This window comes from Limosilactobacillus reuteri (genome assembly GCF_020785355.1).
GTDB lineage: Bacteria > Bacillota > Bacilli > Lactobacillales > Lactobacillaceae > Limosilactobacillus > Limosilactobacillus reuteri_I.
On the sequence record NZ_JAJGVH010000081.1, the window covers coordinates 1 to 14,797 of the forward strand.

The window sequence follows — 14,797 nt, forward strand, 5'->3', positions numbered from 1 at the left end:
AGTGAAAGCTTAAGCAACTCCGTTTCAATGAGTGAGAGTTTAAGTAACTCCGTTTCAATGAGCGAAAGCTTAAGTAACTCAGTCTCAATGAGCGAGAGCTTAAGCAACTCCGTTTCAATGAGTGAGAGTTTAAGTAACTCAGTCTCGATGAGTGAGAGTTTGAGTAACTCCGTCTCAATGAGCGAAAGTCTCAGCAACTCGGTATCGATGAGCGAGAGCTTAAGCAACTCGGTATCAATGAGCGAGAGCATGAGTAACTCGGTATCAATGAGTGAAAGCTTAAGTAATTCAGTATCGATGAGCGAGAGCTTAAGCAACTCCGTCTCAATGAGTGAAAGCTTAAGCAACTCCGTTTCAATGAGTGAGAGTTTAAGTAACTCAGTCTCAATGAGCGAAAGCATGAGTAACTCAGTCTCGATGAGTGAAAGTTTGAGTAACTCAGTAAGCATGAGCGAAAGTCTCAGCAACTCGGTATCGATGAGCGAAAGCTTGAGTAACTCAGTCTCAATGAGCGAAAGCATGAGTAACTCGGTATCAATGAGTGAAAGCTTAAGCAACTCCGTATCGATGAGTGAAAGTATGAGCAACTCAGTCTCAATGAGCGAGAGCTTAAGCAACTCCGTCTCAATGAGTGAAAGCTTAAGCAACTCCGTTTCAATGAGTGAGAGTTTAAGTAACTCAGTCTCGATGAGTGAGAGTATGAGTAACTCAGTCTCAATGAGCGAAAGTTTCAGCAACTCGGTATCGATGAGCGAGAGCTTAAGCAACTCCGTTTCAATGAGTGAAAGCTTAAGCAACTCCGTATCGATGAGTGAAAGTATGAGCAACTCGGTATCAATGAGTGAGAGTATGAGTAACTCAGTCTCAATGAGTGAGAGTCTCAGCAACTCGGTAAGCATGAGCGAAAGCTTAAGTAATTCAGTATCGATGAGCGAGAGCTTAAGCAACTCCGTCTCAATGAGTGAGAGTTTGAGTAACTCAGTCTCAATGAGCGAGAGCTTGAGTAACTCAGTAAGCATGAGTGAAAGCTTAAGCAACTCCGTTTCAATGAGTGAAAGCATGAGTAACTCGGTATCAATGAGCGAAAGCTTAAGCAACTCCGTTTCAATGAGTGAGAGTTTGAGTAACTCGGTATCAATGAGTGAAAGCATGAGTAACTCGGTCTCAATGAGCGAGAGCTTAAGCAACTCCGTTTCAATGAGCGAAAGCTTAAGCAACTCCGTTTCAATGAGTGAGAGTTTAAGTAACTCAGTCTCAATGAGCGAGAGCTTGAGTAACTCAGTAAGCATGAGTGAAAGCTTAAGCAACTCCGTTTCAATGAGCGAAAGCTTAAGTAACTCAGTCTCAATGAGCGAGAGCTTAAGTAACTCCGTCTCAATGAGTGAGAGCTTAAGCAACTCCGTATCGATGAGTGAAAGTATGAGTAACTCGGTATCGATGAGTGAGAGTCTCAGCAACTCGGTATCAATGAGCGAAAGTTTAAGTAACTCGGTATCGATGAGCGAGAGCTTATCTAACTCCGTCTCAATGAGTGAGAGCTTAAGCAACTCCGTCTCAATGAGTGAAAGTATGAGTAACTCAGTCTCAATGAGCGAGAGCATGAGTAACTCGGTATCAGTGAGTGAAAGCTTAAGCAACTCGGTATCAATGAGCGAGAGCATGAGTAACTCGGTATCAATGAGTGAGAGCTTAAGTAACTCGGTATCGATGAGCGAGAGCTTGAGTAACTCCGTCTCAATGAGCGAAAGCCTCAGCAACTCGGTATCAATGAGTGAAAGTTTAAGCAACTCGGTATCAATGAGTGAAAGTATGAGTAACTCGGTATCGATGAGTGAAAGTTTGAGTAACTCCGTTTCAATGAGTGAGAGCATAAGTAACTCGGTATCAATGAGCGAAAGCTTAAGCAACTCGGTATCAATGAGTGAAAGCTTAAGCAATTCAGTCTCGATGAGTGAGAGTTTAAGTAACTCAGTATCGATGAGCGAAAGTTTAAGTAACTCGGTATCGATGAGCGAGAGCTTATCTAACTCAGTATCAATGAGTGAAAGTCTTAGCAATTCGGCCTCAACCTCACTCAGTCAAAGCACCTCCGCCTCATTAAGCACCAGTGAATCAGTTTCCGCTTCAATCAGTGGTTCAACTAGTGATTCGGCAGTAAACCCACACCCAGATAACCCGTCTGAGTCAATTAGCGATTCAGTATCAATGTCGATTAGTACGAGTGAATCGATTTCAGTAAGCTCAAGCACATCTGCTTCGACGAGTGCTAGTCTTTCACCTTCAACAAGTGGAAGCACCTCAATTAATCCTAGTGAAAGTACTTCAACTTCAATTAGTAATTCTTCATCGATAAATGGATCAGAATCTACTAGCGGTAGTCAATCGCCAGTAACGCCACTCCCAGATAACAGTGGCTCTGGTTCAATGTCGACGAATGGGTCTGGAAACGGCTCAGCTTCATTGAGTTTGAGTATTACTAATAGTACAAATGCTTCCGGCCTTGAAAATACAAATACATCTATTGCTGATAAACACACAACTGTTGACTTAACTGCCCAAAATTCAGTTGAAAACAGTAATGTAAATAAGGCCAGTCAGCAAAACAAGAAGCTTCCACAAACCGGTAATGCCAGTCAAACAACGGCTGAATTGCTTGGCCTGATGTCATTAGAAGCAGTCTTACTCTTGTTAATGGCGAAAAAGAAAAAGCACAACGAAGATAAATAATTAGGTGCATAAGAAAAGCAGCCCCTAAGCTGGAAATTCCAACTTAGGAGCTGCTTCTTTTTTGTCTTACAGGTTCTCGTCCGTATTAAAGTTTAATTCACAATAATCAGTCATCTTTGTAATTAGCTCAAGGCTTAATTTCTTATATGCGTTCAATGTATCGGTGGCATAGCCGTCACTTTGCCGCGTTAAGAAGGTTGCTCGTGCTTCTCCTTTGAGACTCGGGAGGCGACGATCAGTTTCGGCAATCATCTTAATGGCCGCGGCGTTTCGTTCCTTTTGTACGTCCCGTAATAATGGAAGAAAATCGTGCAGGTGGCTGTCAACTAGCACACTGGCATGCTTGAAAATCCAGTAAGCAGAGTTGAGCTGGGCCGGCAGCTTCCCACGCTTGTAAGGGGCTGGCGTATCAGTAATGCCGTTGAAGAATGGCACATAGGTACTTTCAGCAGCGACCCCCATTGCTAACCAGTGAATGTTAGCACCGGGCCGCCGGTTCATCTGTAAAATATGTGACTCTTGGGTCTTAGCTAAACTGATTGGCCGGTACTTATGGGCGTGTTCACCGTGACCAAGGGGATCGAATTCGGTTCCCTCATAGTGGTTACTGAGATAGTTCTGGGCATCAAAAATCGATAACTTATGATCCGGCTTCATGATAAATGGTAATTCAGTTGATTCTGGGGTCTCCTCCGTTGCTTGCCGGGGACTAAACATTTGGTGACCAGCCCATACCCGCGGTTCAGAGTAAATTGCGTCTGACCGATCAGCTGTCCCAAAGATTTTGCGGAAATTGAAGGTGGATGGATCAGGATTTAAGTCATGCTTTTCCACAAACTCTTGAATCCCTGGGTGAAACATGAAATTATTCGGATCATTAAAGTCAATTTCTTGAATTGCCAGTTGGTTGGCAACCACCGCGTATGAATCATCCGGAATTCGTTGTGCAACCCAGTAGTGACCTGCACCGGTTTCGAAGTACCAAGCTTCATCATTATCAGCAAAAAGTACCCCGTTTGTTTCGCCGGTCCCGTACTTCGCGATCAAATTCCCGAGGCGTTGGACCCCTTCACGTGCCGTCTTAACATAAGGTAAAACCACGGTAATCATTGCCTCTTCGTTTAGACCATTTTCAACTAGTGGATCATAGCCCAAAACGAGAGGATTAGAATAAGCACTTTCAGTCGCACTCATTGCTACATCATACTCATTAATCCCGTCTTCTTCAAACAGCCCGTCTTTATCTGTCCATTCCGGAGTTGCCGTATACTGAGCGCTTTCTTCTGGCAAGTCGAGCTCTAAACGGGTATCCTTAGAGATGAAGTGGCTGGGCATCTCCCCACGGCGGTGAACAACCATATGCTTGGGCCAGGCAGCTTTGGCATCTTCATTTCGACCGATCATGATTGTGCCGTCGATGCTGGCCCCTTTACCAATTAAAATACTTGTACATGCAGTTAATTTATTCCCCATAGATAATACATTCTCCTTTTGCGTATTGTATTAATTGTACCGCGAACCGTGATTTAAGTCGATTTAGTTGGAATATTTTAATTTCAAGTTAAGGAGTATATAATATTGCTGTATAAAATAGGAAAGGAGAGGATAATATGCAACAATTATCACTGTTAATTGTTATGTTAGCGGCGTTAATTATTCCTATTATTATGGCACGGTTTAAGGTTTCCTCGATTCCGACGGCGATTGCGGAAATCTTAACCGGTATTATTCTCGGAAAAAGTTTTTTTAATATCGTTAATCCCAATTGGACATTGAATTTCTTGTCATCGTTGGGAGTTATTATGTTGATGTTTTTGTCGGGGATGGAGATTAATTTTGATCTTTTTCGTAAGACCCCCGGGAAAAAACGGGATAGTAAATCGCCAGTAATTATGGCTTCACAGGCGTTTGGCCTCATTGTTGTTTCTTCATTTGTGATTGCTTTAATTATTAGCCGTTTGCACTTATTTAGCGATATTTTGTTAGCGACAATTATTTTTTCAACCGTCGCCCTCGGAGTTGTTATCGCAACGTTAAAGGAAAAGGATATTTTACAAAAGCCAGTGGGGCAGACCCTGCTACTGACGGCGGTATTAGGGGAAGTGGTCCCGATGCTTGCATTGACCTTCTATGCATCCATTAATGGGGGCAATGCCAAGCGCTTGGGCTTAATTGTCTTCCTTTTCTTGGCAGCCTTTTTCCTCTTGAGGCGGTTCAAGCAACCGTTTATTTGGTTTAATAAAATTTCCAAATCAACCACTCAACTTGATATTCGGTTAGCTTTCTTCTTGATCTTCGCCTTAGTAACAATCGCCGAAACGGTGGGAGCGGAAAATATCCTGGGAGCCTTCCTAGCCGGGATGGTCATGAAACTGCTTGAACCAAGTGAAGCCACTGAAGACCGGTTAAACTCAATTGGTTATGGTTTTCTGATTCCGTTCTTCTTTATCATGACGGGTGACCGCCTTGACTTAAAGAATTTATTTGCTAACCACCAAGCGCTAGCCCTGATTCCGATTTTGGTCATCGGCTTTTTGCTTGCTAAATTGCCAACCATGTTCATTTATCGGCGACGTTTTAAGCCTCGCAATTCATTTGCCGGCAGCTTTTTAGTAGCGACAACGATTACCTTGGTATTACCAACCTTGCAAGTTGCACGGAATTTGCATGCAATTACTAGTGCGCAATCCGATGCCTTTACATTGGCCGCCGTAATTGTCTGTATCATTGCGCCAATCGTCTTCAATTCAATGTATAAGCTTGAAAAATCTGATTTGATCAAGCAAAAGGTTAATTTTATCGGAGCCAATACCTTAACTGTTCCGATTTCCCAACAATTATATAAGAACTGGTATGACGTGCGGATGGTTACGGATAATGAAAATAACTTCAAGACCTATAATAGTCAGGTGAAGCATTTAGAGTATCTGCCTAAGCTTGACGCGGAGGCCCTTGAGCAAGGGGGATACTTTGATTGTGATATTGTTGTTGTTGGGTTCTTAAATGATCATAAATCAGCGCGTCTAGCTCAGATCGCCAAAGAACATGGGGTAAAACGGGTTATTGCCAGCCAAAATAATCCGCGGCTGGATCCGAAAGATATTAGTGCGCTTCGTGAAAAAGGGATTGAAATCTTTAATAGCTTCAATGTCCAAAGCAGTGTTCTGCGTGCCTTGATTGAATCACCATTGATCTTGCAGATGCTGACCGATACCGAAGCCGGACTATATGAAGCAACCGTCCTTAATTCACGTTATACAGGGCGCGAACTGCATACATTGCCATTTGTTAATAACATTACGATTAGTCGGATCTTCCGGAAACGCAAGCCGATCGACCCGCATGGTGATACGATTATCGAGTATGGTGATCATATCCTCTTTACTGGAGACCGGAAAGCAGCCGAAGAGGTTCGTGAAGCCTTGCGCGGCGTTAATTAAAATATTTTTCGTTAATGTAATTGCCGTAAAAGCGCTATTATGGTAAGATTTTAAATGAATTTAGAAGGAGGCACGGATTATGCCATTAGTTCATATTGACTTAATTGAAGGCCGGACCGATGAGCAGTTAAAGGCTCTCGTAAAGGATGTTACAGCAGCAATTTCAAAGAATGCCAATGTTCCTGCCGAACGGGTGCATATCGTGTTGAATGAGATGCGCAAAGACCGCTATAGTGTAGCTGGTAAGATGGTCAGCGACAAGTAACAACAAGAGAGTCATCGGGGAGGCAGTTCAGTCTTTGCACGGTGGCTTTTTTGTATGATCCAAAATCCATCAAGTTTCTTCTTATTATATAGGTAGAAACTGCTCGCAATTAGCAGCGAAAGGATGAATATAATTGAGTGAACAACAATATATCATGGCGATTGACCAGGGAACGACGAGCTCACGGGCGATTATCTTTGACCATGACGGAAACAAGGTCGCAATCAGCCAGCAGGAATTTCCCCAATACTTCCCGCAACCAGGGTGGGTCGAACATGATCCTCTGGAGATTTGGGATAGTGTCCAGTCGGTGATTTCAAACGTAATGATTAAGTCCCAGATCAAACCCTATAAGATTGCGGCGATTGGGATTACTAACCAACGGGAAACGACGGTTATTTGGGATCGCCATACCGGGAAGCCGATTTATAACGCAATTGTCTGGCAATCAAAGCAAACGAGCGATATTGCTGAACAATTGATTAAAGATGGTTATAAGGATATGATCCACAAGAAGACCGGCTTAGTGATTGATTCATATTTTGCGGCCACTAAGATCAAGTGGATCCTTGACCATGTCCCTGGCGCCCGGGAAAAAGCGGCGAAGGGAGACTTGATGTTCGGGACCATCGATACCTGGTTGCTATGGAACTTATCGGGACGCCGGGTCCATGCAACAGACGTGACTAATGCCAGCCGGACGATGCTTTTCAATATTCATACCCTCGACTGGGATCAAGATATCCTCGACTTGCTTGAGATTCCGCAGTCGCTTCTGCCAGAAGTAAAGCCAAGTTCAGCCATTTACGGTTATACTGGCGATTACCACTTCTATGGGGTGCAGATTCCAATTGCCGGGATTGCGGGTGACCAACAAGCGGCCCTCTTTGGTCAAGCAGCCTATGATAAAGGTTCAATCAAGAATACTTATGGGACGGGAGCCTTCATCGTTATGAATACGGGGCTGGAACCCACGCTTTCGGATAATGGCTTGTTGACAACGATTGCGTACGGCCTGGACGGGCAAACCCATTACGCGCTTGAAGGAAGTATTTTCGTGGCCGGTTCAGCCGTTCAATGGCTGCGGGATGGCCTCAAGATGTTTAAGAAAGCCAGCGAGTCCGAACAAATGGCTGTCGATGCCAAGACAACTGGTGGCGTTTATGTCGTTCCCGCCTTTACGGGATTGGGAGCACCGTACTGGGATCAAGAAGTGCGGGGCGCAATGTTTGGTCTTACCCGGGGAACTGAACGGGGACACATCATTCGTGCAACCTTAGAAGCAATCGCCTACCAGACCAAAGATGTTGTCGATACGATGGTCAAGGACACCCAATTACCACTAACAGCCCTAACGGTTAATGGGGGAGCATCACGGAACAACTTCATGATGCAGTTCCAGGCCGATATCTTACAAACGCCAATCAAGCGGGCAGCAATGGAAGAAACGACCGCCCTTGGAGCAGCCTTCCTCGCTGGATTGGCCGTTGATTTCTGGGAAGATCAGGATGAGTTACGGCAGCTATCACGGATTGGCGACCAGTTTGATCCGCAGATGAATCCGCAAAAGGCAGCTGATTTGTATCGGGGATGGCAACGCGCCATTGCAGCTGCACAGTTTTATGGGAGAAATTAACTAAAAACACCGATCACCATTCAACAAACTAATATAAAAGGAAAATGAGAGAAATGAAAATGAAAACACCGGCTCAGATGACTGATGATTTGGCACGCTTTATTAAGGAAACCCGAGAAGACACGGCTTTCCCTCATGAATCACTCTATGTTGATTTGTTAGAACAATGGAAAGTTTTAAGTCGTTATCAGTTAGAATACGCTGATAAGGAAAGCAAACGCCTTTATAATGCCTACTGGAACTCCATGGCACGGTGGTATGAGGTTTTTAATAACGAACGAAACCACTTATTAGAGCCAACCGCTGTGCCAAGTGAAGATTTAATGGACTTCTATGCTGGTTTGATTGAAGACCTCATGGATCACGTCCTTGATTTGGTACCACCATCGCCCCATTCGACGATTATTAAATTAACTGACTTCCGGGTCTTATTGAGTAATGAGTTACAAAAGATCACCCAACTCGACCTCGGAATTCAAGGCCCTATCGACTTTGCAATGATCATGGATTATTGGAAGATGTTGGGGGAAAGCTTTGATCGGGAAAGTATCAAGTAAGAGAATAGAAAGGGAGCGAGACAGAAGTCACTTGTGACTTCGTTTTCGAGCCCCCGCAAGCAACAATAGGCCTCCAACGTTCGGTTTTACCGGGCGTTGGAGGCCATTGTTGTACTGCGCTATTTGTCTTTTATGAAAGTAACTTGGTTTAAGTCACAGACCCTTTCTATTCTATCCACTTTTGCAAGTAGTCAATCAATACCTTTGCGTCCTCTTTTGTCAGTGCAAAAGTATTATCATGGCTGATATTATCAAAATCAATATTTGACACCAGCATTTGCAGTTCTGACTCATCAGCGTTCTGATAAATGCTAAGCTCATTAGCGCACTCATCATCACGATCTTCGCCATCATATTTAATATGGAGCCACTTAGCTTGATGGTCGATTTCATGTTTTTCCACATTCTCACCTCAAAACTCTCCTTTCATTTTAGCACGAAGCTGGTGGGCACGAGTAATTACTCCTCGTCGCCATTGCGAAACGGCTGCCCGACTGACCCGGTATTCATCCGCAATCTGCCGGTCACTCAAATGGTGGTTGAGTTTGGCAATCAAATACCGTTGTTGAACGCGGGGACAGTGGTGGTAGAGGTAGTTAAGAAAGTCGCTATTTTCTAGATGAGCAAATGGCGCGGTCGCTGAATGATCAACCATTGTCTCATCGTAGTCATGATCATCTTCTTCGTTGTTAAGGGTGTAATTAAAGAGGAAGCCTTCAAGTTGCTGCCGCCGTAACCGGTCCAGTAAACGCCACCGCATCCGTTGGTAAGCAAAGCACATCAAGTCCCGTTCGTTTTCGACTTCATCTTTCTCCTGCAAGAAATCAGCGTAGGCCTGGGCAAAGATAATCGAAGCATCTTGGACAAAATCATCGTAGTCGTCCCGGCGCGGTGAGATCCCGAGGCTCTTTAATACCCCATGAACAATCGTGATCCGCTTATCGCTCATCAGAAAAGTTAAACCGTCAGAAATTTTTTTATAATTCATTATTGAGAACATCCTTTGAAAATATTCTCAAGAGCTCTTGAGTACCGTTAACTTACCAAAAAATCTACCGTCTTAGCGAACGATAAAATAGGGCGAAAGTATCCTAAAAAGACGTTGACAGGGAAAATTTATCCCAGTATCTTAATATTCAAATTAAAAGTGAATCGTTTTACAGCGAATTTGCACTTTTTTAAGATTTGCTTGGAGGAGATAATTGTGGTACGTAAAACCATTGATATGAGCATGCTGGATAAATTAAAAATTGATGGGGAGGTGGCAAACTATCTGGTTCAGTGGGATAACACCTTACTGTTAACGGCTTACGATCAAAATCGAACGTTTGTCTTAACTGCCGACGGGGAACAGCTGCTTATTCGGGAACGGTTGAAAGATGTCCTTAGTCGCTTTGCACAGACGAATCTAATTTATGAGTATGAAATGGAAGTGCATTTTGCTAAGGTTGGCTGTCAAACACGGGGGTATGTTGCTGGTCACCATCGCCTAGTGCCAACCTGTGGATCATCAAATGAGCAGGTTATTTATTACATGGTTCATTTAATGGAAGATGCTAGTGAGTTAGAAAGTGATAAGAGGGTAGAAATGATTATGAATGGCCGAGCGGGAGATAAATACCACGTCCAAATTGCTACTTCTGAGCGCACTTTTCGACGAATTGTAAGTGCTGCTGATGAAGTTGCTAATGACCAGCTTTCCCTCTTTGAATACTGGATGCATCGCCTTGGAAAGGTGAAAAGAGAGATCTTTGAACGAACCTACTTTGGTGATTATTGCGTTTATACGAAACTTCGGAAACTGGCACTTGATCTCTTTATCCGCACAGTTTTGCATATCTTGAACAAGGCTCATAAGAAGGTATATGGCGAAGAAACACCCGCTGAACTTGTTAGAGAAGTAAAACGGGTGATAAATAAGTTCTGAGAGAAAAAGCAGCACAAAAATGCACAATAATTAAACATTAGTCCATTAGCTTGTTATAATAGGTGGTGAAGAGGAGTAGCTTAAGTAATAGAATGGAGCATTTTTATGACTGAAAAGAAAGATGAGTGTGGCGTAAAATACACACTAGATGTTTTAGAAGATCGATGGCAACCACGGATTATCTTTTGGTTAGGCTTTCGGCCATTTGCCATTGAGGAATTACATCAATTGCTACCAGATTTAACAGATGTTGCTCTTAAAGAAGAAATAACATCCTTGCAGAACTTGCGAATTGTTAATCCAGTTGTTGATGAAGAAAACAAGTATTCATTGACCGATGATGGTAATGACTTGCGTAACATGGTCCTAACCATGAGCGTCTGGGGCCGGCAACAAATGGATGACTCTGCTAACCGAGTTTCCACGCAGATTGTTGAGCCGGAAAAAGATGCCAGTATGGCGGAATTGATAAAGTATAATGAGAAGCTTAATGAGTATATTTAACGAACGGTGAGCGCCTAAGGAAAGTTTCCTGGGCGCTTTTTTTATTAGGCAAAACAACCAAATTTGAATTTGTAACTAAAATGAAATAAACAGGTGATTACTGATCAGAATTCACGATTGGCCCGTTAAAAGGCTGATATAATCACAAGGAAAGCGAGAAGGAACTTGATGATTTGCCGAAAGTGTGAAAAAGTTATGAAATTCGTCCTTGACTATCCATGTTACATTCTTAATAATGTATTAAGTAATTATAAAATTTGATTGACTGACAACTGATATTAAAAAGTTCGCAACTCGTTATTTACAATTGTTAGTGTAGGTTTCCAGTAATGTAACTTGTTGCACTAGTGGATTTTTTTAATTACGGCGTTAGTCAAAAATGGGAGAAATTTTTTATGTCAGACGAAAATAATCGACCCTTGAATAATAATGATGATGGTATGCAACAACCGGAACATCACCATCATCACCACAGACATCATCGGCGTCACCGGGGATGGAAGATCTTCTGGTCAGTTGTAGGGGTATTAGTCCTCGTCGCCCTGTTCTTTGCGGGGATGGCATGGCACAACCTAAAATCAACGACCGATGATATGTATAGTAGCGCGGGTGCTACCAAGTCACGGGATGCACAAAAGGTCCTTGATCAAAAGAAACCCGTTTCAATCCTCCTATTAGGGACTGATACCGGGGCGCTTGGTCGGGACTATAAGGGTCGGACGGATACGATCATGGTAATGACCTTGAATCCAAAGACGAAGACCACCACGATTGTTAGTCTTCCTCGAGATATGAAGGTTAACTTACCAGGTTATCCGCAATATTCACCAGCAAAGATCAATGCTGCTTATACCTATGGGGGAGTCAAGGAATCGATTAACACGATCCAGGACCACTTCAACATCCCAATTGACTACTATGTGTTAGTTAACATGGGTGGTTTGGAAAAGGCAATCAACCAAGTCGGTGGGGTTGATGTCAAGTCCCCATTGACGTTTGATTATGAAGGCTATCACTTTGAAAAGGGTGAGACCTACCATATGAACGGAAAAAAGGCCCTTCAATTCAGTCGGATGCGATATGACGATCCAGACGGTGACTATGGTCGGCAACAACGGCAACGGTTAGTAATTACTGCTTTGCTTAAGAAGTCCGTTTCATATAAGACGGTTCTTAACCGGTCATTTTTACGGTCAGTATCTGATAACTCGCAAACTGATTTGACCTTTAATGATATGATGCGGTTAGCGCAAAGCTATCGTGATACTAACGAACACATCGTTCAAGATCATGCGCAAGGACGCGGGCAAAATGAAGATGGTCAAGCCTTTGAAATTGTGCCAACAAGCGAGCAACAACGGATCACTAATTTATTACAAAATAGTCTAAAAAATTAAATACATGAGGAGTAGAAGTCGTGAATAGTTCACAACAAACAGCGAATAATACAATTGATTTGCATCGGTTAATGATGCTCTGTCGTAAACATATTAAGATGTTAATTATCTGGACATTGTTGGCCGGAGTACTGGGGTATGTCGTGGCTCAGTTCGTCGTGGTACCAAAGTATACCGCAACGACGGAAATCTTGGTTAATCAAAAGCATGAAAATAACGATAATGGTCAGGCCTATAATAATCAGCAAGCGGATATCCAAATGATCAACACCTATAAGGATATTATTACTAACCAAGTGATTTTGAGTAAGGCTAGTAAGCAACTTAAAAATCCAGTAAAGGTAATTAAGCCTGCGCAGCCAGCAGAATACCGTCGTAATGCAGACGGTACACGGAAGTTGATTAAGGAAGCCCAACCAACAGTCGTTGAACGTGGTGGCAAGAGCTATAATCTTTCAACCGACGAATTAAAGAAGGCTATCAGTGTGCAAACTCAACAAAACTCACAGGTCTTCTCTCTTCAAGTTAAAACTGATGATCCGCAAGAGTCAGCAGTAGTTGCTAATACAGTTGCTAATGTCTTTAAGCAACAAATCAAGAAGATCATGAGTGTGAACAATGTAACAATCGTTTCACGGGCAAGTACGCCAGATGAACCATCATTTCCTAATAAGAAATTATTTGCCTTAGCTGGTGCGGTCTTAGGCTTGATCCTTAGTTTCTTATACATCCTGATCGGCGACTTAATGGATACCAGTGTGCATGATGACGATTACCTCACGAATGAATTAGGCTTAACTAATCTGGGCCATGTGAATCATATTGAGATGAGTCGGGACTTTAAAGTTAATAATCAAGAAAGTCGGCGCCAAAATAACGGTAATCGACGGGTCTAAGGAGGAAAGAATATGTCATTATTTCATCGAACACAACAACAATCAACAGATACCATGGATAATGGGGCCAAATTGATTACTGTCGCTCATCCGAAGAGCCCAATTTCCGAACAGTTCCGGACGATTCGGACCAATATTAATTTTATGGCGATCGATAAGCCAATCAAGACTTTAGCGATGACCTCTGCCAATGTGAGTGAAGGTAAGTCTACGGTTACAGATAATGTGGCAGTAGTATGGGCACAAACTGGTCAAAGAGTATTATTAATTGATTCGGATTTAAGACGCCCAACTCTTCATGCCACGTTTAGCAAGAGTAATCAACATGGACTAACGACGATTTTGACTAGTGGAAATAATTCCGTTGATTTACGCGAAATTATTCAACCAAGTGGCGTTGATAACCTTGATATCTTAACCGCCGGTCCGATTCCACCTAATCCAGCAGAATTGTTAAATTCACAACGGATGAAAACATTGTTAGATACGGTTAAAGGCATTTACGATATGGTGATAGTGGATGTGCCACCAATGCTAGAAGTTACTGATACGCAAATCCTTTCACGTCATCTTGATGCAGTTGTCTTAGTTGTGAAGCAGGGACAAACCCAAAAGCTAGCCGTTAAGCGAGCCGTTGAATTATTGAACTTAGCACATGCTAATTTGTTAGGTTATGTAATGAACGATGTTAATGCCGATGGTGATGCTGCTTATGGTTATGGATATGGCTACGGTTATGGAGAGGATACGAATAAATAGATATTCTTAAATTAAAGGGGGAGATTCTTAAAAATGGACGGAAAATTGCAAAATGCTAATGTTGAGCAAATCAGTAATTTTAGCTGGTATCGGGATGTCTGTAAACGATTCTTTGATTTTGTGTTTAGCTTAATTGGAATTGTAGTGTTGGCTGTCCCTATGTTAATTGTTGCAATCATGATTAAGATAGACTCTCCTAAAGAACAAATCTTATTCCGGCAAAAACGAGTTGGTAAAAATAATCATGAGTTTACTATCTATAAGTTTCGGTCAATGCGGCAAGATGCGCCACACGAGATGGCAACGAAGAATTTTGAAAATCCTGAAGCCTATATTACCCCGGTTGGTAAGTTTATTCGAAAGGCTAGCCTTGATGAATTACCCCAACTATTTAACGTATTTAAGGGGGAAATGAGCATTGTAGGGCCACGGCCGTTAATCCCAAATGAAGGGAAAGTCTTAGAACTCCGTGATGAATATGGGGCTAATAAGATTCTCCCAGGAATTACAGGTTTAGCTCAGGTCCACGGGCGTGATGAAATCACTGATGAAAATAAAGCTGCTTATGATGGTAAGTATGCTTTAAATATGAGTTTTTTAGTAGACATTACAATTATTTGTAAAACTTTTTTTGATGTTTTACGGAGTCGAGGAATTAAAGAAGGAAAGTTAAATAAGTGAAGGTTGTT

Annotated in this window: 15 protein-coding genes; 11 read left to right on the forward strand and 4 right to left on the reverse strand. The window is 42.6% G+C overall.

Annotation, left to right across the window (positions count from 1 at the left end):
* On the reverse strand, positions 1-2,057 hold a 2,057-nt coding region (locus LMB56_RS08350), incomplete at its 3' end, for a hypothetical protein (RefSeq protein WP_229287868.1).
* Here LMB56_RS08350 and LMB56_RS08355 point away from each other — a divergent pair.
* Positions 2,008-2,727, forward strand: coding sequence for an LPXTG cell wall anchor domain-containing protein (locus tag LMB56_RS08355; RefSeq protein ID WP_229284005.1), 720 nt, complete (start codon positions 2,008-2,010; stop codon positions 2,725-2,727). The two genes, LMB56_RS08350 and LMB56_RS08355, sit on opposite strands and share 50 nt — an antisense overlap.
* A gap of 66 nt (positions 2,728-2,793) precedes the next feature.
* Here the strand turns inward: LMB56_RS08355 and LMB56_RS08360 are convergent, their stop codons facing one another.
* A complete protein-coding gene (locus LMB56_RS08360) occupies positions 2,794-4,200 on the reverse strand; it encodes a C69 family dipeptidase (protein ID WP_229284006.1) in 1,407 nt (468 codons plus the stop codon).
* Between the two features lie 137 nt (positions 4,201-4,337).
* Here LMB56_RS08360 and LMB56_RS08365 point away from each other — a divergent pair, with 137 nt between their 5' ends.
* The 4 genes from LMB56_RS08365 to LMB56_RS08380 all read left to right on the forward strand — a co-directional run bounded on the left by LMB56_RS08365 (position 4,338) and on the right by LMB56_RS08380 (position 8,625).
* Positions 4,338-6,167, forward strand: coding sequence for a cation:proton antiporter domain-containing protein (locus LMB56_RS08365; protein ID WP_229284007.1), 1,830 nt, complete (start codon positions 4,338-4,340; stop codon positions 6,165-6,167).
* A gap of 79 nt (positions 6,168-6,246) precedes the next feature.
* On the forward strand, positions 6,247-6,432 hold the full coding sequence (locus LMB56_RS08370) for a 2-hydroxymuconate tautomerase (protein WP_065533034.1): 186 nt from the start codon (positions 6,247-6,249) through the stop codon (positions 6,430-6,432).
* 133 nt (positions 6,433-6,565) lie between these two features.
* Entirely contained in the window at positions 6,566-8,068 is a 1,503-nt protein-coding gene (gene glpK / locus LMB56_RS08375; RefSeq protein WP_229284008.1) for a glycerol kinase GlpK, read from the forward strand.
* Between the two features lie 44 nt (positions 8,069-8,112).
* Positions 8,113-8,625, forward strand: coding sequence for a hypothetical protein (locus LMB56_RS08380; protein WP_324293971.1), 513 nt, complete (start codon positions 8,113-8,115; stop codon positions 8,623-8,625).
* A gap of 166 nt (positions 8,626-8,791) precedes the next feature.
* Here the strand turns inward: LMB56_RS08380 and LMB56_RS08385 are convergent, their stop codons facing one another.
* On the reverse strand, positions 8,792-9,028 hold the full coding sequence (locus LMB56_RS08385) for a hypothetical protein (RefSeq protein ID WP_229284009.1): 237 nt from the start codon (positions 9,026-9,028) through the stop codon (positions 8,792-8,794).
* Between the two features lie 9 nt (positions 9,029-9,037).
* On the reverse strand, positions 9,038-9,613 hold the full coding sequence (locus LMB56_RS08390; RefSeq protein WP_229284010.1) for a helix-turn-helix domain-containing protein: 576 nt from the start codon (positions 9,611-9,613) through the stop codon (positions 9,038-9,040).
* A gap of 216 nt (positions 9,614-9,829) precedes the next feature.
* Between LMB56_RS08390 and LMB56_RS08395 the strand changes: the two genes are divergently transcribed.
* The 6 genes from LMB56_RS08395 (at position 9,830) to LMB56_RS08420 (ending at position 14,789) form a co-directional block, all read left to right on the forward strand.
* A complete protein-coding gene (locus LMB56_RS08395) occupies positions 9,830-10,552 on the forward strand; it encodes a hypothetical protein (RefSeq protein ID WP_229284011.1) in 723 nt (240 codons plus the stop codon).
* Between the two features lie 105 nt (positions 10,553-10,657).
* Positions 10,658-11,056 (forward strand): winged helix-turn-helix transcriptional regulator, encoded by a 399-nt coding sequence (locus LMB56_RS08400; protein WP_229282447.1) that lies wholly within the window; start codon positions 10,658-10,660, stop codon positions 11,054-11,056.
* 395 nt (positions 11,057-11,451) lie between these two features.
* Positions 11,452-12,453 (forward strand): LCP family protein, encoded by a 1,002-nt coding sequence (locus tag LMB56_RS08405; protein WP_229284012.1) that lies wholly within the window; start codon positions 11,452-11,454, stop codon positions 12,451-12,453.
* Between the two features lie 20 nt (positions 12,454-12,473).
* Complete coding sequence (locus tag LMB56_RS08410) at positions 12,474-13,349, forward strand: YveK family protein (protein ID WP_229284013.1); 876 nt, start codon at positions 12,474-12,476, stop codon at positions 13,347-13,349.
* Positions 13,350-13,361: 12 nt separating this feature from the next.
* Positions 13,362-14,108 carry a CpsD/CapB family tyrosine-protein kinase gene (locus tag LMB56_RS08415; RefSeq protein ID WP_229284014.1) on the forward strand — a complete coding sequence of 249 codons (747 nt, stop codon included), beginning with the start codon at positions 13,362-13,364 and terminating at the stop codon, positions 14,106-14,108.
* A 33-nt stretch (positions 14,109-14,141) separates the two neighbouring features.
* Entirely contained in the window at positions 14,142-14,789 is a 648-nt protein-coding gene (locus LMB56_RS08420) for a sugar transferase (protein ID WP_267865224.1), read from the forward strand.
* Positions 14,790-14,797: the final 8 nt, after the last annotated feature.